The 23436-nt window shown below is 61.0% G+C and carries 17 protein-coding genes and 1 riboswitch; of the genes, 5 read left to right on the top strand and 12 right to left on the bottom strand.

What is annotated here, in order from left to right; all coding sequences use genetic code 11:
* Positions 1–10: 10 nt before the first annotated feature.
* Both QM600_RS05655 and QM600_RS05650 read right to left on the bottom strand, forming a co-directional pair.
* Positions 11–625, bottom strand: coding sequence for a pentapeptide repeat-containing protein (locus QM600_RS05655; protein ID WP_283260493.1), 615 nt, complete (start codon positions 623–625; stop codon positions 11–13).
* Between the two features lie 33 nt (positions 626–658).
* Entirely contained in the window at positions 659–1324 is a 666-nt protein-coding gene (locus tag QM600_RS05650) for an excalibur calcium-binding domain-containing protein (protein WP_283260492.1), read from the bottom strand.
* 119 nt (positions 1325–1443) lie between these two features.
* On the opposite strand from QM600_RS05650, the gene QM600_RS05645 reads away from it, so the two are divergent.
* Positions 1444–1908, top strand: coding sequence for a tRNA (cytidine(34)-2'-O)-methyltransferase (locus QM600_RS05645; protein WP_169636865.1), 465 nt, complete (start codon positions 1444–1446; stop codon positions 1906–1908).
* Between the two features lie 4 nt (positions 1909–1912).
* Here the strand turns inward: QM600_RS05645 and QM600_RS05640 are convergent, their stop codons facing one another.
* Positions 1913–2821 carry a LysR family transcriptional regulator gene (locus tag QM600_RS05640; RefSeq protein WP_283260491.1) on the bottom strand — a complete coding sequence of 303 codons (909 nt, stop codon included), beginning with the start codon at positions 2819–2821 and terminating at the stop codon, positions 1913–1915.
* A 90-nt stretch (positions 2822–2911) separates the two neighbouring features.
* Between QM600_RS05640 and QM600_RS05635 the strand changes: the two genes are divergently transcribed.
* Positions 2912–3997, top strand: a complete 1086-nt coding sequence (locus tag QM600_RS05635) for a TDT family transporter (protein WP_283260490.1) — start codon at positions 2912–2914, stop codon at positions 3995–3997.
* Between the two features lie 12 nt (positions 3998–4009).
* Here the strand turns inward: QM600_RS05635 and QM600_RS05630 are convergent, their stop codons facing one another.
* The gene (locus tag QM600_RS05630) at positions 4010–4321 is read right to left on the bottom strand and encodes a rhodanese-like domain-containing protein (RefSeq protein ID WP_283260489.1); all 312 of its coding nucleotides are present in this window, start codon (positions 4319–4321) and stop codon (positions 4010–4012) included.
* A 117-nt stretch (positions 4322–4438) separates the two neighbouring features.
* Between QM600_RS05630 and QM600_RS05625 the strand changes: the two genes are divergently transcribed.
* Entirely contained in the window at positions 4439–5224 is a 786-nt protein-coding gene (locus QM600_RS05625) for a BPL-N domain-containing protein (protein ID WP_283260488.1), read from the top strand.
* Here QM600_RS05625 and QM600_RS05620 read toward each other — a convergent pair.
* The 8 genes from QM600_RS05620 to QM600_RS05585 form a co-directional block, all read right to left on the bottom strand.
* Complete coding sequence (locus QM600_RS05620; RefSeq protein ID WP_283260487.1) at positions 5202–6437, bottom strand: heparan-alpha-glucosaminide N-acetyltransferase domain-containing protein; 1236 nt, start codon at positions 6435–6437, stop codon at positions 5202–5204. The genes QM600_RS05625 and QM600_RS05620 overlap by 23 nt on opposite strands.
* Positions 6434–7174: a BPL-N domain-containing protein gene (locus QM600_RS05615; RefSeq protein WP_283260486.1), complete on the bottom strand. Its 741-nt coding sequence runs from the start codon at positions 7172–7174 to the stop codon at positions 6434–6436. Before QM600_RS05615 ends, QM600_RS05620 begins: the two co-directional genes overlap by 4 nt.
* Positions 7171–11244 carry a Pls/PosA family non-ribosomal peptide synthetase gene (locus tag QM600_RS05610; protein WP_283260485.1) on the bottom strand — a complete coding sequence of 1358 codons (4074 nt, stop codon included), beginning with the start codon at positions 11242–11244 and terminating at the stop codon, positions 7171–7173. Before QM600_RS05610 ends, QM600_RS05615 begins: the two co-directional genes overlap by 4 nt.
* 621 nt (positions 11245–11865) lie before the next feature.
* Positions 11866–15177, bottom strand: coding sequence for an error-prone DNA polymerase (locus QM600_RS05605; RefSeq protein WP_283260484.1), 3312 nt, complete (start codon positions 15175–15177; stop codon positions 11866–11868).
* A gap of 107 nt (positions 15178–15284) precedes the next feature.
* Positions 15285–16055: a (2Fe-2S)-binding protein gene (locus QM600_RS05600; protein WP_283260483.1), complete on the bottom strand. Its 771-nt coding sequence runs from the start codon at positions 16053–16055 to the stop codon at positions 15285–15287.
* Entirely contained in the window at positions 16052–16843 is a 792-nt protein-coding gene (locus QM600_RS05595; protein WP_283260482.1) for an ABC transporter ATP-binding protein, read from the bottom strand. The genes QM600_RS05600 and QM600_RS05595 overlap by 4 nt, the downstream gene beginning before the upstream one ends.
* The gene (locus QM600_RS05590) at positions 16840–17880 is read right to left on the bottom strand and encodes a FecCD family ABC transporter permease (protein ID WP_283260481.1); all 1041 of its coding nucleotides are present in this window, start codon (positions 17878–17880) and stop codon (positions 16840–16842) included. Before QM600_RS05590 ends, QM600_RS05595 begins: the two co-directional genes overlap by 4 nt.
* Complete coding sequence (locus QM600_RS05585; protein WP_283260480.1) at positions 17877–18887, bottom strand: ABC transporter substrate-binding protein; 1011 nt, start codon at positions 18885–18887, stop codon at positions 17877–17879. The genes QM600_RS05590 and QM600_RS05585 overlap by 4 nt, the downstream gene beginning before the upstream one ends.
* 117 nt (positions 18888–19004) lie before the next feature.
* A riboswitch (cobalamin riboswitch) is annotated at positions 19005–19162 on the bottom strand.
* 112 nt (positions 19163–19274) lie between these two features.
* Here QM600_RS05585 and QM600_RS05580 point away from each other — a divergent pair.
* Together QM600_RS05580 and QM600_RS05575 are read left to right on the top strand one after the other, a co-directional pair.
* Positions 19275–21395, top strand: coding sequence for an MMPL family transporter (locus QM600_RS05580; RefSeq protein ID WP_283260479.1), 2121 nt, complete (start codon positions 19275–19277; stop codon positions 21393–21395).
* A 51-nt stretch (positions 21396–21446) separates the two neighbouring features.
* Positions 21447–23432: an SDR family oxidoreductase gene (locus QM600_RS05575; RefSeq protein WP_283260478.1), complete on the top strand. Its 1986-nt coding sequence runs from the start codon at positions 21447–21449 to the stop codon at positions 23430–23432.
* The last annotated feature ends 4 nt before the right edge of the window (positions 23433–23436 follow it).

Genomic DNA, 23436 nt, shown 5'->3' with positions numbered 1-23436 from the left:
GCAACACCGGCTAGATATCGACAACCAGTCCGTGTGCCGACGCGTACGACACAGCCTGCATCAGTTCGATCTTGGCGTTTCCGACTGTGGCGGAAGTCCACAGACTCGCGTCGATACGTGCGCCCCGCAGGTCTGCACCTTCGAGCTTGAGACCGCCGGTACGAGCACCGGTGAGATCTGCCGACGCAAGAATTGCGCCTCGCATATCCGTGCGGACGAGGTTTGCTTCGCGGAACCGGCACGACGTGAAGTCGATCTTGCGCAGGTCGGCGCCGCCCAGAGCGGTGAGCGAGAAGTCGACCTCTTCGAGGGTCAGTGGCCGGATCCGGCACCCCTCGAAGGTTGAACCCATCAAACTGCAATTGCGGAAAGTGCTGTGCCACAGGCTTGTCCGCGCAAAGTTGCAGGACCGAAACGCCGTTCCGACGTGAACGGACTCCCCCAGGTCGGTTCCGGTGAAATCACAATCGGTGAAGACCACAGACTCTGTCTTGATGCCTGTGAGGTCTGCATCGCGGAAATTGCAATTGGTGAATGTGCGCTGACTCCAGGTCTGGCCGGACAAACGCGCATCGGAATAGTCTTCGCCGACGACGTCGGTTTCTTCGGGGAGCATGAGATACATACTGCACCGAAGCACCGACACCGCCGCAACCGGCTATTTTTCGCAGGCGACGCCGTCGCCGTCACGATCGAGCTTCGACGAGTACCCCGGATCGCCCCGGTAGATGGGTGCGGCACCAGCTGCTTTCACCGCAGTGCAGTTCGCGTAGCTCACTCCGGCATTCGGCGCTTTGGCAGGCGGCGGAACGTACGCGGGTTCGGTAGTCGGCGGTGGCACATAGGCAGGTGCCGGTGGAACGTAAGGCGTCGTCGTAGTCGCTTGCACCTGGGGGACCAACGGCATTGGTGCGACGGTCGTTGTTGTCGGCGGGACTGTAGTCGTCGTGGTCGGCGGAACCGTCGCCGTAGTCGTGGCCTTCGTCGTTGTTGCAGTCGTCGTTTTCGTCGTAGTCGCGGCCACTGTCGCAGAAGAGGTCACTACGGGCTTCGTCGACCCTTCGGACTCCCCTGATCCGCCAGCAACTCCGATCGCCACAAACCCGGCCATTGCCACGCCCGCAGCACCGGCAATCCATGGCCACTTGCGCTTTTGCCCGGCCGGCGCCTCCGGATCCGGAACCGGTGCACCCGGTGCGCCGGGAACCCTCGTCGACGCGCCGACGCCATTGGGCCGGGTCTCTCCCGTCCACTGCTGACCGTCCCAGTAGCGGTCGATGCTGGGCTCGAAGGGATCGGGGTTCCAACCGGCGGGAGGGTTCATGAAATGTCCATTCTGAGAGGAGTGCAGCCGATAGGTTCTCATAGACTGTCCGGTTTGTTGTCATAATGGGTAAATGTCGACCTGTGGCCCGCACAGCACCGCACGGTAGGGTTCCGGTGGTGTTCAGAGTCATGTTCCACGAGCCCCGAATTCCACCCAATACCGGAAACGCGATCCGCATGGTCGCGGGAACCGGTTGTGAACTGCACCTGGTGGGCCCGCTGGGATTCGACCTGTCCGAGCCGAAACTCAAACGAGCCGGCTTGGACTATCACGATCTCGCCTCCGTCACCGTTCACGAGAATCTTGCGGCCGCCTGGGATGCAGTCCTCCCGGCGCGGGTGTTCGCGTTCACTGCGCACGCAACTACCTCGTATGCCGATATCGCCTATCAGCCCGGCGATGTCTTGCTGTTCGGTCCCGAGCCGACGGGTTTGTCCGAGGAAGTATTGGCGGATGCTCACATCACCGAATGCCTGCGGATTCCGATGCTTCCCGGCCGACGGTCACTCAACCTGTCCAACGCAGCAGCACTCGTGACGTATGAGGCCTGGCGTCAGCACGGCTTCAAGGGTGCGGTCTAACCCGTCAGTGCGAGTGAACGGCAGCGTTGGAGCCGAGCGCGATATCGAGGAAATCTCTTGCCGCGCCGCGCAATCCGCGCACCGGATCCCACACGGCTTGGAGGCGTCGAGGCATCCGAAGACCTTCGACGTTGACGGCAACGAGCCGGCCGTCGGTCAGATCTGCCGCGACCGCAAGGGACGAGAGCACCGCCGGCGCATTGCCCGCGACTACGGCAGCTTTGACGGCGGTACACGAGGTGAGTTCGAGCATCGGCGGTACGCAGCCAGGCACTGCATTCTCGAGGGTCATGCGGGTGCCTGATCCGGATTCGCGTTGAATAAGCGGGGTGCGCGCGAGTTCGGCGATCGGAACCGGTGCGCCGCGCGCCCACTCGTGTTCGGGCGGAACCACGACCACCAGATGATCTCGCGCCACTTCACACGACGCGAGCGCCGACGGCACGTCCGGTCCCTCGACAAAGCCGATGTCAGCTTTACCGGCCTGGACCTGAGCTGACACGTCGGAAGAGTTGTGGAGACTGACCGATGCGACGACATTCGGGAACTTGTGACGCATCGCGACGGTCCAACCGGGGACAAGATACTCGGCGATGGTCATGCTCGCGGCAACCGTGACTGCTGCGTCCCGCTCCCCACGAAGGGCAGCGACACCGGAGGCCATTTCCTCGGCGGTGACGAGTATGCGGCTGGCCCATTCGAGGATCAGCCCACCTTCGGCCGTCGGCCGCACACCAGTGGCGGCTCGATCGAACACCTTGATTCCAAGTTGCCGCTCAACGGACCGAACCCGTGCGCTGACGGCCTGCTGACTGAGTCCGTGCTCGCGACCGGCTGCTCCCATGCTTCCCAGACGCGCCACTGACCGCAGCACGTCCAGCGCACTCAGTTCCGGCACCCGGGGAGACAACATAGGTTCAGATTAAACCCACAACCGCCAATTGTGGGCATTCAAGACCGAGCCGTCTACCGGCACGAATCGGCTCCGGCCAGACTTGAGTCCATGAACACCGCACCACAGTCCGCCTTCGCGCACATCACCCCGAATTGGTTCGCGGCTGCGATGGGAACCGGAATCGTGTCGGTGGCGGCGGCATCCCTCGAACCCGAGGTCGCAGCACTGAAGGTTGTAGCGGAGGTCTTCTGGTTCCTGGCTGTTGCCATCTTGGTCGCATTGGTGGGCGCTTTTGCCGCGCATTGGACATCGCATCGCGATCAAGCTCTGGTGTACATGCGTAGCCCCGCGATGTTCCCGTTCTACGGGGCCGTGGCGATGGCACTGCTGACTGTGGGTTCAGCGACCGGCACCACCGGTCAAATCTTTCTCGGCCATGGCGTCGCAATCGCCATCTCACTGACGCTGTGGGTTCTGGGCACCGCGCTGGGTCTCGGCACGTACGTCGTCATGATGGTTCGGTTGGCCCGCGACGCCGGCATGGCGACGGCCATGCCGTTCTGGCTCATGCCCGTCGTACCGCCGATGGTCTCCGCGACGACAGGAGCAGCAGTCACGTCGCATCTGCCCGAAGGCGCGCTGCGCACGTCGGCTCTCGTGTTCTGTTACCTCCTGTTCGCGATGGCACTGACGGCCGCGATCGTCATCATCATCGCTGTCGCTCGCCAGTTCGCAGACAATCGTGCTCGCGGAATTGATGCGATTCCGTTCAATGCCATTCCCTCACTGTGGATCCCGCTCGGCGTGATCGGCCAGTCGATCGGCGCATCCAACCTCCTGGCCGCAGCGTCGCACAATGTTCTCGACGCACACACCGCTACCGCCCTACACACGTTCGGACTTGTGTACGGCACCGTCGTCGGAGCGCTCGGTGTGGTCGCGTTCATCACCGTCACGACGATTACCGTTCAGGCACTCCGACGCGGCTTGTCCTTCTCGCTCGGGTGGTGGAGTTTCACCTTCCCGATCGGCGCCTGCGCCGTCGGCGCCAGCGCCTTCGGGGGCGCCACCGGTTCGCCACTGGTTCTCGCTGTGGCCGTCACGCTGCTGGTTGCACTGATCCCTATCTGGGCAACGGTGGCAAGCCGCACCGTGGGTTCGATCCGCAGTGGCGTCCTGCCGGCCGCCGCCTAACCGAACAACAGGTCAGACCTCGCCGGTCTCGACCTCACGGCCGGACTGGAACCACTCCATCGTTCCGCCCCGCACCGATACAGCGTTGATATCGCGGCCCTGCAGGTACTCGGCGACCTGCAAACTGCGTCCGCCGACCGCACAGATCACGTAGACGGTTTCTGCTTCGGGAATCTCACCCAGTCGCGCAACGAACTCGCTCATCGGGATCAGCACCGCACCGGGAACGCGCACCTGAGCGAACTCGTCGGCCTCCCGAACATCGATCAACGGTGCACCCGCCGCCAGTGCCGCTTCCAGTGAATTCAAGTCGACTTCCAACATTGCTCTTCTTCCTACCTTCTAGTTTGCGCCGCAGGTGTTGGAAGTAACGGTACGCGGCGCCTTCGGTTCGGAGGGAACGCCGCCCACCTCATCGAGTTCGATACAGTAAGTACATGATTGCCCGACGATGCTGAACGCAAAGAAATGCTGAATCGACGCACATTTCTCATCTCGGCAACCGCGCTGGTGACAATTGGCGGAACTGTTGCCGCGTCGGCTGATTCCACTCGAATCCGATCGCGCAGTGCACTGGTCTACCGCGGACCGGCATCCTCGCCCGGATGCCCCGAAGCTGTTGCTCGGTTACTCGAATCTGCGCCTGATCCGTACGACGTCACCTTCTGCGGTCCGGACGAAGATGTTCCGCTGAGCGCACGGACGTTGGCAAGTGCATCGCTCTACGCACAACCCGGCGGCGGCGACCTGTTATCAGCGTGGGTCCACATGGAGCAGTACGCGGAACCGATCCGCGGCTGGGTCCGTACCGGCGGACACTACCTCGGATTCTGTCTCGGTGGCTATTTAGCCGGAGCCACACCGAGTTTCGGGCTACTGCCCGGCGACACCGCACGGTACATCTCGTCTCGCGGATCAGACATCGACACCACCGAGAACTCGATCGTCGAGGTGTCGTGGCGCGGCGAACCTCGCTCGATGTTCTTCCAGGACGGCCCCATCTTCGTGCTGCGCGACGACGCTCCAGTCGAGGTCTTGGCCCGCTACCGCAACGGAAAAGTGGCAGCAGTGGTGACCGAATTCGGATTGGGCCGCGTCGGCGTGGTCGGTCCGCATCCCGAAGCCGATCGTTCCTGGTACACACGGGGCCTGTCCAACCCTGACGGCATCCGTTCCGATCTCGGGCACGATCTTATCGAAACCGTCACTCTCGTTCCGCAGCAGTAGTTTTGGACGCACTATCCGTTACTGCCCGACTACTTCGATTCGCAACCATCGTCACAAACGCTTCCAAAGGTCCACGTCCGGCAGTCAGCCTCACGAAGAGTCCGATACCGAGTGCGGCAAGCACCTGCAGGATGTACCCGGCCCAGGCCGAGTAGATGTCGTAGTTCGAATTGATGAACCAAATGTGAAGTACATACAGCGTCAACGTCATCGAACCTGCCGCAGCCAGCGGAACCATCACGATGTTGACCATACGAGCCAATCTGTTTCCCGTCAGATGGCCGAGGAACAGCGCGGCTCCGATCACTGCCATCGATGAACCGACCGTGCCCAGAAGATCCAACGGGGTACTGCTGTGAGGTCCGTCGACAGCAAGCCACCACCACGTCGAACCGAACACCGAGCCATCGGCACCGTAAGCGATGATGTCGCGAACTTCTTCGCGCGAAAGGTCTCCGCTAGCCATGATCTGTTCAAGGCCGCCGAGATGAAAGAGCAAGACCTCTGCGAGGATTCGAGCACCAACTGCGAGTGCGGACCCTATCACCAACAAGACTCCGGCAACATTGGCTGACGTCAGCCTCAATCGACCGATGACAATTCCGGCACACATGTATGCCATCCACGGAAGCGCCGGAAACTCGCCGTTGAAGAGCAGTTCGACCATCCATCCGACTGGATTCTCGATGATTCCGACAAACGTCACGTTGTCCAGACTTGGTTCGGGTAACGCCGAACTGAGCCATTCGATCAACACCGGCACCGCAAGCGCGATGCCGACACCGACAGCGGCGACCACCCGTGTCGGCAAGAACACCAACGGAATCGCCAGTAAGAACAGGATCGCATAGTAGGGCAGGATCACCACGGCCAATTCGGGTTCGCCATATCCCATGGCCAATCCGATTGCGCCGACCACAGCGGCGCGGGCGGCCAGCGAAGCCGCAGTGGCACCGGGATTTTCGCGTCGAACCCGCGCCCGCCCCGTCGTAAATGCAATACCGACTCCGGCGAGAACAGCGAACAATGCCGAGGATCGTCCTGCCGCAATACTGTAGGACAGCGTCGGCGATCCATCATCGCCGACAGCAATCAGGGAGTGGACGGCCATCATTCCCAGTAGCGCGATTCCACGGGCAGCGTCGATTCCGAGAAGCCGCTTCTTCGCTACAACCGGTATCTGTTCCGTCGGCGCGGTCGAGCTTACTGTCATCGGGTCATCACCGCGTTGATCAAGCGGTATCCCAGGTCTGTGGACAGACGCTCAGGAGCGCGCAATCCGTCTCCCCGATACCAAGATTCGTCGGCTTCCGGATGCGGCCCGACAATTGCAACCCGGCCTTTCCCGTAGTCGATCTTCAGTGCCGCAATCTGCCCGTTCCGATATCGGGCAAGGATTTCCGCCTCGGCATCGTAGTAGTCACGGTAGTGGCGGTCGAGTGAGAAGTACGGCCCGTCCTGGAAATACATTTCCTCGACCTGTCCGCGCCAGTCCACCTCGAGCACAGCACCTTTTGTGTCCTGCACCTCGGAGTTCTGCAAAGCGACATACTGGTCCGCGTCGCCGGGAAACAGTTCGAAACCCGGACTTCGGCCCGCAAGATAGCCGCCGAGGCAGAACCCGAGGTATCGCCCGCCGGACCGCACGTACTGTTGGATCGCCGGAACATGACGGCGCAGATGTGTGAAGGCTCCGTCCAGGTCGCCGCCACCGGGTTGAGCGTACACAGCAGCCGAATAGAGCGTGGAATCGTCGATCTGCAGCGCCTCGTCGGGGCCGACAAAATGTACGTCGAAATTCCAGACGCTAGAGGACAACAGGTCCGCGACGGCCTCCGAGCAACCGGGCAATGAAGCCGGGCCTCGGTAGACGAGGGCCCGCGGGTGCGGGCGCGTACCGGAGCGCATATTTCGACGAGTCATGTTCCGAGACAGCGATACCCATTTCATGCGGGCACTCCTTCAGTCACGATAATTTCTGTGGCAGCTTCATCGAGGGGAACATCGACGCTGAAGACTGCAGGGGCTTGTGTCTCGTCGGAGCGAATTCCCTCAGCCGGAATTCCGCGCCAACTCGTGCGCGGCGGCAGCTCCTCACCCTTCATCAGCAGGGACAGCGGACTGAGCGATGCTTCCTCCCCGACAATCGTGTCGTAAAGGATGATCGAACGCGTTCCGACGCTGGCGCCGTCGCCGATGGTGATCGTGGACATCTTCATGACGCGGTCCTCGAACAGGTGCGTCTGCAATGACGCCTCCGTACCGATAGTGGCGTCGTCACCGACATGAACGAGGTCGAATTCGGTGAGGTACGTGGTTCCGAACCACACTCGCTTGCCGATCGTCGTACCGAACCATCGCAACACCATCGGCAGGAAGGGGGTGCCGACCAGCATTCCGACGCCGATCGGGACAGCCGCGCTCTCGTAGAGTCCGGTAGCGAATTCGGATCGGCGGACGAACTTACTCCACAGCGGTTCCACTCGCGGTCGGTAACGTCCCACCGTGTTTCGCTTGACTGCCGCGCAGAATCCGATGACCGCAAGGCTTGACGCCATTGCGACCAATGGCGCCACCAGCGCCGGAACCGGGAGTGCACGCCTGAACGCCAAGGAGGACAAGACCAATAGGTAAAGATAGAAGCTCACGCCCAGAACGGTGGGCGGCAATGTGGCACGGAAGAACTCGATCACCAACCGGTGACGCACCACGTCCTTCGCCGGCGTGTAGATGAGTGCGTCATCGTAGTCTCCACTGTCTTGGCGGCGCGGTAGGTAAATGGCCGGTGAACCGAGCCACGACGTCCCTGCCGGAACACCGTTCACCGGCGGTACCGTCGCAACACCGATCAGAGAATTGTCGCCGATCTCCATACCCGATGGCACCACAGCGGCATTACCGATAAAGGATCTCTCGCCGATTCTGGTGGGCTGGAATATGATCCGTCCGTTTGCGAAACTCGCGCTACCCACGCTGGCCATGTCGGCAATGAAGCTGTCCTGCCCGACGGTGAGCATGTCCGGGTCGATATGCGAAACGGTGGACACTTCTGCCCCGCGGCCGATGTCCGCCCCGAGCAACCGCAACCATGGTGCGGTGTACAGCGTGGCGTAAAGCGAATTCGTGAACAACAGACTGAATTCGAGCAGTTTGTCGACCATCCACTTGCGGATTCCCAAACCTGATCGAACGGGATGCATTCCGGCAGGAGCATTGCGAAGAACAAGTCGTTTGTTCACGGCGACGAACACGCAGACGGTGATCACGAAAATCGGTCCGGTGAACAACGTCGCCACCAGCCCCGCCAACACACCCCAGGCCAGCAGTGCTCCCCACACCAGCGCGATACCGGGAATCATCAAGGCGATGGCACCCACTTCGAGTGCAGCCAATGCCGCGATCGCTGCCGCGATATGGCGCACTTTCCAACGGGCACGAACACTTTCGGCGCGCATCATCATCTCGACGGCCGGATCGAGAGACTCTGCCGGAACTGCGGGCGATCCCGCCCACCGAGCCTCCTGCGGCACGATGTGCCCGGACGGAAGCAACGACTGATCGCCGAGCGCGGCGCGCACCCCGACGGTCGATCCGGGTTCCAGTACCACGTTGGCACCGACAAACGCACCTGCTTCGACGACAATCTTTCCGACGATCACCGAACCGGACTCGACGCGCCACGGCCTGATGGTCGCGCCGTATCCGATCGATACTCCGTCACCGATCTCGACCAGTCCCGGCAAGGATATAGAGGACGTCGCGATTGTCGTGCGATGCCCGACGCGTGCGCCGAGGATTCGGAGATAAATCGACATCAACGGCGATCCGCTGACCACAGGCAACGCACCGACAGCGAGGAGCAAGTCGAGCGTCCACAGTCGCAGATACGTTGGGCCCCAGAGTCTGTATCGCCCTGGTTTGATTCCGGCGGCAAGCGGTCGCGCACAGACCACCGGCAGGAACCAGCGCACACAGAGATAGGTGAGCATGATGGCGGCCAACATCTCGAACAGAACCGGCACGGAGACAAAACCGTCATTTTTCGTGTAGACGTACGAGACCGGAAGCGTCGTGATGAGCAGGAACAGATAGATCACCGCCAACTGAATACCACCGGCGCGGGCCACTTGCGCATCCGTATGTTTGACAGCGACATTCGCAGCAATCGGATGCTGAGAGTCCGATGCGGCCAAGGCTTCCGAGATCGACCGTACGGTGGGGTGGCTGTACAGGTCTCGGATCGAGGGGCTTGCTCCGATGCCACTCTCACGCAGAGCAGACACCACGGTTGCGGCAAGTAGCGAATGCCCGCCGAGGTCGTCGAAGAAGTTCGCTTCGACCGACAGTTCTTCCGCAGGTAAACCAAAGGCACGCGCCCAGATATCGCGAACTGCCACCTCCTGCTCATTCCGTGGCGGGACCACTGGGCCCGTCGGAGCCGAGAAGCGTCGCCGGGTCGACTCGGGAAGCTTCGATCGATCAACCTTTCCGCTTGGCATCACGGGTAGCGCGGCGATGACGTCGACGAAAGCCGGTGCCATGTAGGCGGGAAGTCGTTGAGATACCGCGTTCGCTAGTTCGCCGACAAGGTGATCTTCTTCCCGTGGATCGACGAGCACCAGGTAGGCGCACAATTCGGATAGTGTCGTCTCATCCGGCGCGGACGCGACCAAGGCCACTACAGCTTCCGATACCAACGGGTGTTCCAGGAGAACACTTTCGATCTCACCGAGATCGACACGATGGCCGCGAATCTTGACCTCGGCGTCCGCCCGGCCCAAGTACTCGATCTCACCGTCCGGTGTCCACCGTCCCAGATCACCTGTCCGGTAGAGCTTCTGACCGGCCGTTACCGAGAAGTGATCGATGAATCGGTCTGCCGTGAGGTCCGGTCGCCCGACGTATCCACGCGCCACGCCTCGTCCGCCGATGCAGATTTCACCCACTTCACCGTGGGGAACCAACTCGCGGGCGTCGTCGAGAATCACCACGGAGTAGGTGGGCAACGGTCGACCGATCGTGACGGGGCGACCGGGAAGAAGTTCACCCCAGGTGGCGGTGACGGTTGCTTCGGTCGGCCCGTACGTGTTGAGGATCTTGCGTCCCGGGCGCGCCCAACGTTCGACAAGTTCACGCGGGCACGCCTCCCCACCGACCAGCAAGTTTCGGATCTTCGGCAAGTCCCGCGGGATCGTGGCCAGCAGGGTGGGAACACAGTACAGCGTCGTGATGGTGTGTTCTTCGAGGAAATCGGCCAGTTCACCGCCCAGTCTGCGACTGTCCGTGGGGCCGGCTACCACGGTGGCGCCCCGAGCCCACGTCGGCCAGATTTCTTCGATCGAGAAGTCGAAGGAGATCGTCATTCCCTGGTAAACACGGTCACTCGGCCGCACGTCGTAGATCTCGGGGACCACGTCGAGGAAATTGCAGATACTCGACTGCGCGACTTCAACGCCTTTGGGTCGCCCGCTCGAACCCGATGTGTACAGGACATAGCAGGCGGGGTCCGTGTCTGAACTCGAATCCACGATGGGTCGATCCCACGGTTGTTCTTCCATCGCTGCACTGCAGGTGTCCATCGCCAGACGCGCGACACTGCACAGTTCGGTGCTCTCGATCAGATCCGTCGAGGTCAGTACAAGTTGAACTCCGGCGTCGTCGACGACATACGCCACACGATCCGCCGGCGCGCCAGGGTCGATGGGAACGAAGGTGGCGCCGGCTTTGAGCACCCCGAGCAGACTGACGTAAGTGTCAACCGAACGATTCAGGAAGATCGCAATACGGGAACCTAGACCGATACCTTGTCCGATCAGCAAGTGCGCCAATTGGTTCGATCGCTGGTCGAGCTGACTGTAGGTGATGGCGTAGCCGTCGCATTCCAGTGCGATTGCGTCCGGCGCGGAGTCTGCGGTTGCCTCGAACACATGGTTCAAACGTCGAGGTGCTGTTCTCCGGCCGGCCTTCGGCACGGCCAGCCCGGACCAGGCATCGACCGACAGACCCCTACGCTCTGACATCCCGTCCCCCGTGAGTTAAATTTCACCAACTTGGTTCACCGCTGTAGTTCACTACTCAACTAGCTGAGTGATTGCACGGACGCTACGTCTTTACAAAAATAAATGCCAGCGACTTGATGGCTAATTTCGATGTTTAGAGTCCATTAAGGCAATACCGCTTCCCCAATCGCGGACTCACCCCCACAGGAAAGGCGCACTGCCAGCACATTCGCAGAATCTTCACAGAATGGACGGCCTAGCGATGCCGCGCACTTCACCCCAAAAATCACCCATGTGACTTTCGTCCCATTTCGGAAGTGGCCCTTTGCGGCGATTTCGATCAAACTGGCATAGTTTTGAAAAATTTCAAGGATGCACTTCGGAGAAATGCCCAGTTCAGAAGCGAAATGGCCACAATCGCCACGCGACTGAGCGCTGGCCGATGAAACATTCCACTGTGTAGCTCACGGACCAAGGTCCCGCAAAATGCCAAACGTCTCATGTACCCCTCAGTCGAGACAAGAAATGGACAACAATGGCCAAAATAGATTGCACGCCATTTATCCGAAGGGTGAAACACGGGGTGATATTTCGTCTACCTGTTTGCCAAAAGTATGCTGAATACGCTAATAGCGGGAATTCTCAACGAAAATCCCGAGAAGTGGCGGCGACTCGCAGATCCATCCGCTGCATCCGATCTGCCACAACCGTGACGGCGCCCTCGGCGTTTTGAACTTTCCCCCGGATCAGGAGAGCCGGCGACGTGTTTGCGAGCTTTCGATACCTCGCCCACAGCCCCACCGAACACACCACGTTGACCATCCCGGTTTCGTCCTCGAGGTTGATGAACGTGACACCTCCCGCCGTGGCCGGCCGTTGGCGGTGCGTCACCGCTCCTCCGACCAGCACTCGATCGCCGTCCGGGACGTCGAGCAGACCGTTGGCCGGCACTACCCCCAAGGCGTCGAGTTGCTCGCGAAGGAATTGCGTCGGGAAGGTGCCGGGAGAAACGCCGGTTGCCCACACATCCGCCGACGCCAATTCCACGTCGCTCATGCCCGGCAAGGTGGGAGCCGTCACCGAAGCGCCGATTCCCGGTAGACGATCCGGACGCTCCGCTGCCGCAGCGCCCGCAGCCCACAGCGCTTCTCGACGCGAAATCCCGAAGCTGGCGAGCGCACCAGCTGTTGCCAGCGATTCTGCTTGTGCGGTAGTGAGTTCCACTCGTCCGGTCAGGTCCAGAAACGAGGTGAAGGGACCGTCCGAGACGCGCTGCTCGACGATTCTCGCCGCGAGCGCATCACCGATATTGCGTACCTCTCCCAGCCCCAACCGAACCTCGAGTCCCTCCGCTTCAACGGTGGCGTGGGCGAGGCTGATGTTCACGTCGGCCCCGTGTACCGGCACCCCATGCCGACGCGCATCGGCAACGAGCGACTGGGGTGAGTAGAAACCCATCGGCTGCGCTCGCAGCAGTCCGGCACAGAATGCGGCCGGATGATGCAATTTGAACCACGACGAGTAGAAGACCAACGCGGCAAAACTTTGTGAATGACTCTCCGGGAAGCCGAAATTGGCGAAAGCATGCAGCTTTTCGTAGATGCGATCGGCTACGGCGTCCTCGATTCCGTGGAGGTCACGCATTCCCTGATACAGCCTCGCCCGCAGTTGCTCCATCTTCTCGCTGGACCGCTTTGACCCCATGGCCCGACGCAGTTGATCCGCCTCGGACGGCGTGAATCCCGCGACGTCGACGGCCATCTGCATCAACTGTTCCTGAAACAACGGAACACCCAGCGTGCGCTTCAGCGACTTCTCGAGTGACGGGTGGTCGTAGGTTACGGGTTCGCGTTTGTTGCGTCGACGGATGTATGGATGCACTGATCCACCCTGAATGGGGCCGGGGCGGATGAGCGCAACCTCGACTACCAGATCGTAGAAATTGCGGGGCTTGAGACGCGGCAATGTCGCCATTTGCGCCCGTGATTCCACTTGGAACACTCCCACCGAATCTGCCCGCTGCAGCATCTCGTACACGGCAGTCTCCGAGAGGTCGAGTTGCGCCAAATCGACTGTGACGCCTTTATGTTCGGACACCAGATCCATCATGTAGTGCAAAGCTGAGAGCATGCCGAGCCCCAGGAGGTCGAACTTGACCAAACCGGCTGCGGCGCAATCATCCTTATCCCACTGCAGGACACTGCGATTGGCCATGCGCGCCCATTCCACCGGGCAGACGTCAGCGATGGGCCTGTCGCAGATGACCATGCCGCCGGAGTGGATGCCCAGGTGCCGCGGAAATCCTTCGATTTGCGCCGCCAATTCCAGCACCGGGCGAGGGATATCCGTCTCGGCATTCTTGTCGATACCTCCCCACCGACCCACCTGCTTGCTCCACGCATCCTGCTGACCTTGCGAAAAGCCCAGTGCCCGAGCCATATCCCGCACCGACGACTTGCCTCGATACGTGATGACGTTGGCAACCTGCGCGGCATAGCCGCGGCCGTACTTGGTGTACACATGCTGGATAGCTTCTTCACGACGGTCGGATTCGATGTCCACGTCGATATCCGGTGGACCATCACGCTCGGGCGCCAGAAACCGCTCGAACAGCAATTCGTTGCGCACCGGGTCGACATTGGTAATGCCGATGGCGTAACACACGGCAGAGTTTGCCGCGGAACCTCTTCCCTGACAAAGAATGTCATTGTTCTTGCAGAACGAGACGATGTCGTGGACAACCAGGAAGTACCCGGGAAAGTTCAAGGTCGTAATAACAGCCAGTTCGTGTTCGAGTTGCGTGTAGGCCTTCGGCGCTACCGCGGGCGAGCCGTAGCGTTTCAGCGCACCTTCCATAGTCAATTCGCGTAACCACGACGCCTCGGTGTGGCCTGACGGCACCTCGAACGGTGGCAGTTTCGGAGCGATGAGCTTGAGATCGAAGGCACACTCACGCGCCAACTCGGCTGAGCCACTGACAGCCTCGGGATAAAGCGAGAAAAGTTGAGCCATCTCTTCACCCGAACGTAGGTGCGCCCCGCCCGTCGGAGCCAACCATCCGGCTGCGTCGTCCAGGCTCTGCCGCGACCGGACAGCGGCCATCGCCATCGCCAGTCTGCGCCGCGCGGGTGCCGCAAAATGTGCAGCCGTAGTAGCCACTGTCCGCAGACCTTGTTCGCGCGCAAGCTCGGCAAGAACGGCATTACGCTCGTCGTCCTCGGCCAGCCCGTGATGGGTAAGCTCGACCGATACCCGCTCGGCACCGAAACGCTGGACCAGATCCCGTAGCGCTTCTGCGGCAGCGTCTCGCCCACCTGTTGTGAGTGCTTGCCGCACATGACCTTTCCGACAACCGGTCAAAATATGCCAGTGCCCGCCGGCAGCTTTGGTCAAGGTATCGATGTTGTATTGCAACTTCCCCTTCTCACCGCCCGCCAGGTGCGCGGCGGCAATCTCACGGGAGAGTCGTCGATACCCTTCCTGCCCCCGCGCAAGCACCAGCAGGTGAGTTCCGCCTGGGTCCGGGGTTCCGGTACGAGGTGCCGAATCCAAGGACAACTCGGCCCCGAATACCGTCCGCATCCCCCATTCACGGGCGGCCTCCGCAAACCGCACTACTCCGTAAAACCCGTCGTGGTCGGTAACAGCGATAGCTTCGAGACCCAACCGCACCGCCTCTTCCACCAACTCTTCCGGAGGCGACGCCCCTTCGAGGAAACTGAAGGCCGAATGGGCGTGAAGTTCTGCATAGGGCACGGTGTTCATGCCACGCATGAGTTCACCGGCGCGGTACTCCCCGCGCTTGCGTGACCAGGCAGGACTGTCGCTTCCGTCGCCCGGAAACAAGTCTTCATGCTCGACCCGGCCGTGTTGAATGTGGCCGACCCGGCCGGCTCGCCCCGAGAGCACTCGCTCCATCTCGGACCACGTCGGCGGTCCATTACCCCAACCCATAACTTGCCTCACGCGCGCTCAATCTACGGAGATGCTGGGAGGGAAGGCGCATCATGTATCGAACTTATGTTCGATACGTTCAATTCTGGCAGGTTGCCCGCTTTCCGTCAAACAAGAGCAGTGAGGGCGCGCACCCGATCTGCGGGTGCGCGCTTCGGGCAACTGGTGCACTTGCCCTCACCCGGCACCTCGTAGATCAGGCAACACGACGCCCGTTGCGTGAATCTCCGCCGTCCCGGAAGTACCAGCGTCAACGGATTCTCCACCGGCACAGCATTTCCGGATCGATCTACGTCGACGAATCGAGACTGAGGGATTGGCACCCCTTCACTGCGTAGAACATCGATCAATCCAGTGGCGCAAGCACTTCCGCGCTCCCGACGCACACCGGCCGCATCCAGACTGCGGTTGGCAATAGAGTCGGTGGTGATTGCCCACAGCGCGTTCTCACGGACTCCGGACACCTCGGCCAACACCTTGATGACAGGAGCCATAGCTCCGTATATCGCCCTACCCAAGTCGCCAATACTTTCCGAAATGGGGATGAGCGCACCCGCCGCGAATCCGCCGAGATATCCATTGTCGCGCAAAAATATTCGACCACTATGCAATGACGGATCAGCTGCGAACCCGGTGACCAACCCCGTCCCGAGAGGAATACCGGCCAACGTGGAACTGGCCGAATACCACCACAGGGTTCCGTTGACACGGTCGTCGTCGCTCCCCCAGCGTCGCGCAGTATCGGCGACGCGCGCCGACATCCAATCCGCGTCCGTCATCAACTCTGCCGGAACAGTTTCCGGATACGCGTCGAGGCCCTCGAAGAACGGTACAGCGGCCGCCATCCGCGCATAGATCTCCGCAATCTTCTCGCTCACGCCAACCCCACAATTTCCATCCGTGGACGCACACCTTGCTCCACTCGAGCCTTGATCCCGAACACCTCGGCCAACAACGATTCTTCCAGCACCAGGGCGGTCGGCCCACATGCACGCACATCACCATCGGCGAGGACTGCCAGTCTGTCGCAGTACTCGACAGCCAACCGTAGATCGTGCATCGTCACCACAATCGCCAAGCCTCGAGACGCCAATTCGGTGAGCAGTTCCATCACGATCAACTGATGCCGTAGATCGAGATGGTTGGTCGGCTCGTCCAGCAACAGAATCTTGGGCTCCTGTGCCAACGCACGGGCAATCGACACGCGTTGCCTTTCACCGCCCGAGAGACTGGCGACATCGCGCCCGGAAAGTGCCGCGAGGCCAACCTGTTCGATGCAGCGATCCACGATGTCGGAATCTCGCTCTGTCATCCGATCCAACCAGTTCCGATGCGGTGTCCTACCGAGTGCCACGGATTCGCGAACCGAGAGTCCGCCGGACACAGCAGGTTCCTGGACACTCGCCGATACGGTTCGAGCAATGTCTCGGCGCGAGAGCGACGTTGCGTCCACCTGATCGATCAGCACCGCCCCGCCGCTGGGAGTCAAGGCGTTGTAACAACAACGCAGTGCCGTGGTCTTGCCACTGCCGTTAGGTCCGACCAGACCGAGAACTTCACCCGCTGCAACCTCGAAGCTGATTCCGTGCAGCACTTCCCGGTTACCCAGGCGGGCTCGGGCGTCTACGAGTTCCAGCAGCTTCACTGGCTCCAGCCCTAATGTCACTGTTCCAACCTCCGATACTGTCGAGAAAGCATCCAGACGAAGATGGGCGCACCCACCAAGGCGGTGATCACACCGACAGGAACCTCGGTCGATTCCGATACCGAACGAGCCACTGTGTCAGCAGCTACCATCGCGACCGCACCCAACAGTGCCGCTGCCGGAAGGAGACGAATTGCTCTGGTACCCACAATAAATCCGGCGAGATGCGGGATCAGCAAACCGATGAAGCCAATGCCGCCGGCGACGCTCACTGCGGCGCCGGCGAGCACGGACACCGCGAGTAGCGACAACACCCGAAAGCGTCGTACGTTCATACCGAGGGCAGCAGCTCCGTCGTCACCGGTCTGCAGGACGTCCATCCATTGCGCGCTGAGCATCAGCGCTATTCCGACGACAACGAGCGCAACCGTCGGGAAGATCAGTGTCGACCATCGTGCGTCACCGAATCCGCCTGCCAACCAGTGCATCACGGAGGTCACGTGCTGATCGTCTGCCAAAACCAGAATGCAGAAAGTGATGAGCGCCGAGAATATTTGTGCGAGTGCAACTCCCACCAGAATAATGGCAGTCGGCTGCGGGTATCGCCCACCGATCAACAATGCAAGGAACAATGGTGCCATCGCCCCGATGAAGGCCGCTGCCGGGATCGTGAAGACCCCCAGTACACCGGCTCCGATTCCGAGCACGGATACCAACACAACCATGAAACCAGCGCCGGACGACACCCCTAGCAGGTAAGGGTCTGCGAGCGGGTTCCGAGTGACTGCCTGAGCCACTGCACCCGACATCGCCAACGATGCACCCACGACAGCTGCGGTGAGCGCGCGCGGGAGCCTGGAATCGATGACTATCGAGTCCCTCGCTGCCGACCACCAGGTCTCGAAAGTTCCTGGCGCCAAGCGTGCTCCGACTATCGCCCACACGTCACCGACTGGAATACGAACCGATCCGAAGGACACCGCCAACCCCAGCGCCACTGCCAGTGCGATCAGTAGGCCAACGAGCAGAGCGCCGTACCCGGCACGCGAACGAGTCACTTTGCCGCGTCAGAGCCTGCAGTTGAAGCGCCCGGATGGAATGCCGTGGCGATTGTCTGCGCTGAACGCACCAGACGTGAACTCTCGAAGAGATCCGCCAGAGGAACCACGACGAATCGGTTCTGCTGCACTGCCGGTGTCGTCGCCATCAACGGCTGGGACCGCAGGAAGTCGATCTTCTGATCGGCCGTCTTGTCACCGTAGTCGATGACGACGATGGTCTGGGGTGCACGTTCGGCAACCGTCTCCCAGGTTGTCTTGAAATAGGGCTTGGGCCCTTCGGCGAAGATGTTCGTCACACCCGAGTACTCCGCTACCAGGTCGCCGACGCCTGTGCCGCCGACAGTTGTCGGGACGTCCTCGCCGCTGTCGTAGAAGAATGAGGACACCGGAGCGGCATGATCGACCGAAGTACGGACCTCGTCGAGGCCGGTACTGATCTGCTCGGCAACCGTGCGAGCGGAATCTTCGACGCCCAAAACACGACCGAGTTGGGTGTAGTCGTTCACCAGGAGTCCGATGTCGGGAAACCCCGTACCGCAGTATTCAGAGAAGAGGAAGGTGTTGATTCCGTGCTCTGCGAGGGCATCCCGTGATCGACCCTGCTTCTCGTTGAAGGCACTGGTCATTCCGCCCACTACGAAGTCCGGATTCACGTCGAGGATCTGCTCCGCACTCGGGAAGGTGTCGGACAGACTGGGAATCGTGTTGAACTGTTCTGCGGTCTCCGCGGTGGGCGGATTGTCGCTGTACGCCCGACCGACGATGCGGTCACCCGCACCGATCTCGATGAGAGCCTCGGTGACATGGCCGTTCAGGGACACGATGCGCTGCGGCGGCGAAGCGAAAGTCAGCTCGCGATCGCAGTTGGTGATACTGACCTGTTGGGCAAATGACTCGGCCCCGGTAGAACTTTCGGCGGAATCGCCTTTCGAACAACCTGCGGTCACCAACGCGACTGCGATCAACGCAGCTATGGTGCGGGTGGTGGAAATCTGAAGTGACACGGGGACCTCGTAAGGGCTCAGAGCCACGAATGAGAATCCGACAGTGGGCTCTTCCCCGCATGGATCCGCGGGCCAGAGCTCCTGCTGGACTTCCGTTTCGTAGACCACGACGAATGGGATGTCGCACACCGCACGGTGGGTAATCGGACTCGTCGACGCTCGGCGACTACCGAGACTTTCGACCTACCGTTGCGGGTCAGTGCCGGATTTGGACCGGCTTCCCCCACTCGTGTGGCTTACAAGTGCTTGAAAGCAGTATGCACGATGCGTCCGAACCTGATCACGCGGATCCAGGAATGCTCGCATCGACCAAACCGGGGGCAACAGGATTCCCGACCATTACAGTCGGTACGGCCATGTCCGAAAAATGTAAGTACCGGAGTTGAAATGACACGTTGGGCTCGTACCGTCGTCTACCGAAAATGGTGGGTGCTCTCGCTCGCGATCCTCATCGTGCTCATCAGCGGCGTCTGGGGCCTCGGCGTATTCGGCAAACTCAGCCAGGGCGGGTTCATCGATCCGGGAAGCGACTCCGCAAAAGTCGCGGACATCATCGAGGAGAATCTCGGGCCTCAAACACCCGACATCATCGCGATCTACACACCGACCGACGGCCGGAGCCTCGACGCCATCGGCCCCGCGGTGACCGCTGCCGTCGATGAGTTCAAGACGGAAGTGTCGACAGCGTCGGTGAAGTCGTACTGGACTGCCGACGCCGCAACACGTCCGAACCTTCTGTCCCACGACGGGGCGATGGGTGCCGTCGCCATCACGTTGGCACCGGACTCGGGGATCACGTCGGCAACCTTCACCGATCTCCTTCCGACGCTCGAAGTTGAAGGTGCGCAAACACAATTCGCCGGTAATACCGTGGTCGGTGTCGCCTTCAACAACACCCTGGCGAAGGATCTGGTAGTCGCGGAAGCCATCGCCATCCCGATCACCCTGGTGTTGCTGGTCTTCATCTTCGGCGGCATAGTCGCCGCTGCCGTACCGATTTTTGTCGGTGTCCTGAGTGTGATGAGCGCATTGGCTGTTCTTCGGATTCTGACCTACTTCACCGATGTCAGTTCGTTCTCCATCAACGTGGCATCGCTCCTCGGACTGGGACTGGCCATCGACTACGGCCTGTTTATTGTCGGCAGGTTCCGTGAAGAACTCGAATCCGGGTCCGAACCCGGTGCAGCGGCAACCCGCACCGTTCTGACCGCAGGCCGTACCGTCATGTTCTCGGGTCTACTTCTCATCTGCGCGTTCAGCGGCATGCTGGTGTTCCCCCAATCCGTGATTCGTTCACTGGGATTCGGGGCCATTGCCGCGGTCCTGAGCGCAGCCGTCCTGTCATTGACCGCAGTGCCGGCGCTGCTTGCCATTCTGGGCCACCGCATCAATTCGTGGACCTGGCGCAAAGGCGCAGCCCAACGCGGAGAAGAACGTTCGCGCAGATTCTGGGGACGCGTCGTCACCTGGGTGATGAAACGCCCAGTGGCCGTGTCGGTCACGATCGTCACCATCCTTCTCGTTCTCGCATCGCCGCTACTGGGCGCGAGACTTGGCGAACTCTCGTTCACCGCACTTCCTTCCGACGACCCAGCTCGCGTCGCCACGGAGACCTTGGTCAACGATTTTCCGCAAACCGGCAATGGCGCGACGCTGATCCTGCAAGCGCAGGGCGACACCGTGCTCACCCCAGAAGAAGCCGCCATAATCGCCGAAGCTGCGGGCCAGGTCGAGGGCATCGGGCAGGCAACCGTCGTCGCGACCACGAACAAGTTGATCGCGGTCCAAGCGTTCTACAGTGAAGGTTCCACGTCGCAGTCTCAAAGCAGCGCTGTCACAGATCTGCGGGCGATCCCCGCCCCGGACGGCACCGAACTGCTGGTAGGCGGCGGTCAAGCCATGGTCGACGACGGCAATAATGCTGTCCTGCACTGGTTGCCAGTCATGATGTTGATCATGGTCGGTTCAACCCTGGTCCTGTTGTTCCTGGCATTCGGATCAGTTGTATTGCCGATCAAGGCGGTCCTCATGGCGGCTTTGAGTTTGGCCACCACCTTCGGTGTACTCACGTTCGTGTTCCAGGACGGGCACGGCGTCGAATTGCTCGGGGCCAGCCAAACACCACTCGAAGCTACCTTCGTCGTGTTGATCCTGGCCGTCGTCTTCGGATTGTCCACGGACTACGAAGTTTTCCTCATGTCCCGCATGGTCGAAGCCAAGAACGACGGCGCGACGACGGAAGAAGCCGTCAAGTTCGGCACCGAGCGAACGGGCCGGATCGTGACCGCCGCCGCACTGCTTCTCATCGTCGTGACAGGTGCTTTCGCTATGTCCGGACTGGGCGTGATGAAGTTCCTCGGCGTCGGAATGATCGTGGCGTTGATCGTCGACGCGACCATCATCCGCATGTTGTTGGTGCCGTCTCTGGTGAAACTCATGGGCGATGCCAACTGGTGGGCGCCGGCGTGGATGAAGAAAGTGCACGGAGCAGTCGGCATTGGCCACTGATCACTGCTTCGCTCTAGCCGATTAACTTACTTTGGAGTAAGTTAATCGGCTATGGCCACATACATCGTCACGGGCGGTACTGGATTCCTCGGTCGAGCGGTGTTACCGATTCTGCTCGAACGTGATGCGACCACACAGATACATGTGCTGGTCAGAGCCAGTTCCGTGGACAAGCTCGCGGCGCAGATGTCTGATGTCGTCGGCCGCGATCGGGTACATCCGTTGATTGGCGATCTGACCGTACCCGGATTGGGCATCGACGCACCGCCGGCCGCCGATCACATCCTCCACCTCGGCGCCGTCTACGACCTACGAGCCGGCGACGAGCAAGCCGCCACCAATGTCGAAGGCACACGATCGGTGATCGACCTCGCCGTCCAAGTCGACGCAACCCTCCATCACGTGTCGTCGGTCGCGGTTTCCGGCAGTTATCCCGGAACGTTTGACGAAACCGACTTCGACTGCGGCCAAGCCTTTCCGACGCCCTATCATCGCACCAAGTTCGAAGCCGAAAAGCTGGTTCGGGAGCGTGACGGACTCACCTGGCGTGTCTATCGACCGTCTGCCGTGGTCGGCAATTCCGTCACCGGGGAAATGGATAAGATCGACGGTCCGTACTTCCTGTTTCCCGGATTGGCATTGCTCGCGAAACTACCGGCAGCGCTACCGGTTCCGATCCCTGATCTCGGGTCCACCAACGTGGTGCCAGTCGACTATGTTGCCGCTGCTCTGGTCGAGTTGATGCATCTTCCCGGTCGTGACGGCGAAGCTTTTCATCTGATCAATCCGAGGCCTCAACCGGTTCGTGAAATCTACGCGGGACTGTCCAAAGCTGCCGACGCCCCGCGCCCTTTCCTGAGTCTGCCTGGCGCCATTGCCAAACCGTTTGTCTCGGGACTCCCCATCGCTTCGGCAGAATCCGCGCGCAAGGCAGTTCTCAACCGACTGGGTCTACCCGCCGCATTGCTCGACAACCTGACGATGGCCACAACTTTCACCTCCGAAAGGACGGTCGAGGCGCTGACTGGAACTGGCCTGTCGGTTCCCGAGTTCGGCTCCTATGCAAAGGTTTTGTGGCAATACTGGCAGGAGAATCTTGACCCGAATCGAGCCCGTCACACGCATCCGGACGGTCCCCTCGTGGGCCGGATCGTCCTGATCACCGGCGGCTCGTCAGGCATCGGCCGCGCGTCGGCCATCGCGGCTGCAGCTAAAAGTGCCACGGTGCTCCTGATCGCGCGGCGTGCAGACGAACTCGATACTGTGGTCGGAGAAATCCGCGTGGCCGGCGGCACAGCTCACGGCTACCCGTGTGACATCACGGACGAGGCAGCCGTCGATCGCACAATGAAAAGTATTCTCGCCGAACATGATCACGTGGACATGCTGGTCAACAATGCCGGCCGATCCATCAGGCGCAGCATCTACCGCTCCACCGACCGTTTCCACGATTACGAGCGGACAATGGCCGTCAACTACTTCGGCGCAGTCCGGTTGGTATTGGCGCTCCTACCGACCATGCGTGCGCGACGCTTCGGCCACATCGTGAACATCAGCAGCGCCGGTGTGCAGGCCGCGTCACCACGATTTTCGGCATACGTGGCCAGCAAAGCCGCCCTCGATGCATTCTCGGATGTTGTCGCTTCCGAAACACTGACGGACGGAATCACTTTCACCACAATTCACATGCCATTGGTCGAAACCCCGATGATCGCGCCGTCCGGCGCTTCCAACAGTGGCCCGGTCACCAGCCCTGAGAAGGCCGCCGCCATGGTGATCCGCGCACTGATCGAGCGGCCCAAACGCATCGATGTTCCGCTGGGCACCCTGGGTGATCTGGGCACGATGTTCGCTCCTCGCACCAAAGACCGGATCCTTCATCAGATGTACCGCGCCTTCCCGGACTCCCCAGCGTCCAAGGGACAGGACGACGCCGAAACTGTGGCGCCGGCACCCGCACCCAGCCGTCACTCGCACTCACGATTGCGTAAGCTCGGGCGGCGCGCTGCGCGCCTTGTCCCCGGAACACACTGGTGAAGTA

Origin of the sequence: Rhodococcus sp. IEGM 1379, from assembly GCF_030056815.1 — a bacterium.
In the GTDB taxonomy this organism is placed as follows: domain Bacteria; phylum Actinomycetota; class Actinomycetes; order Mycobacteriales; family Mycobacteriaceae; genus Rhodococcus_F.
This window is presented reverse-complemented; position numbering and strand designations above follow the sequence as displayed.

What these genes read in the sequence shown, in the direction of transcription:
- QM600_RS05655 (WP_283260493.1), bottom strand. Translation starts at nt 625, where the DNA reads ATGTATCTCATGCTCCCCGAAGAAACCGACGTCGTCGGCGAAGACTAT.
- QM600_RS05650 (WP_283260492.1), bottom strand. Translation starts at nt 1,324, where the DNA reads ATGAACCCTCCCGCCGGTTGGAACCCCGATCCCTTCGAGCCCAGCATC.
- QM600_RS05640 (WP_283260491.1), bottom strand. Translation starts at nt 2,821, where the DNA reads ATGTTGTCTCCCCGGGTGCCGGAACTGAGTGCGCTGGACGTGCTGCGG.
- QM600_RS05635 (WP_283260490.1), top strand. Translation starts at nt 2,912, where the DNA reads ATGAACACCGCACCACAGTCCGCCTTCGCGCACATCACCCCGAATTGG.
- QM600_RS05630 (WP_283260489.1), bottom strand. Translation starts at nt 4,321, where the DNA reads ATGTTGGAAGTCGACTTGAATTCACTGGAAGCGGCACTGGCGGCGGGT.
- QM600_RS05620 (WP_283260487.1), bottom strand. Translation starts at nt 6,437, where the DNA reads ATGACAGTAAGCTCGACCGCGCCGACGGAACAGATACCGGTTGTAGCG.
- QM600_RS05615 (WP_283260486.1), bottom strand. Translation starts at nt 7,174, where the DNA reads ATGAAATGGGTATCGCTGTCTCGGAACATGACTCGTCGAAATATGCGC.
- QM600_RS05610 (WP_283260485.1), bottom strand. Translation starts at nt 11,244, where the DNA reads ATGTCAGAGCGTAGGGGTCTGTCGGTCGATGCCTGGTCCGGGCTGGCC.
- QM600_RS05605 (WP_283260484.1), bottom strand. Translation starts at nt 15,177, where the DNA reads ATGGGTTGGGGTAATGGACCGCCGACGTGGTCCGAGATGGAGCGAGTG.
- QM600_RS05580 (WP_283260479.1), top strand. Translation starts at nt 19,275, where the DNA reads ATGACACGTTGGGCTCGTACCGTCGTCTACCGAAAATGGTGGGTGCTC.
- QM600_RS05575 (WP_283260478.1), top strand. Translation starts at nt 21,447, where the DNA reads ATGGCCACATACATCGTCACGGGCGGTACTGGATTCCTCGGTCGAGCG.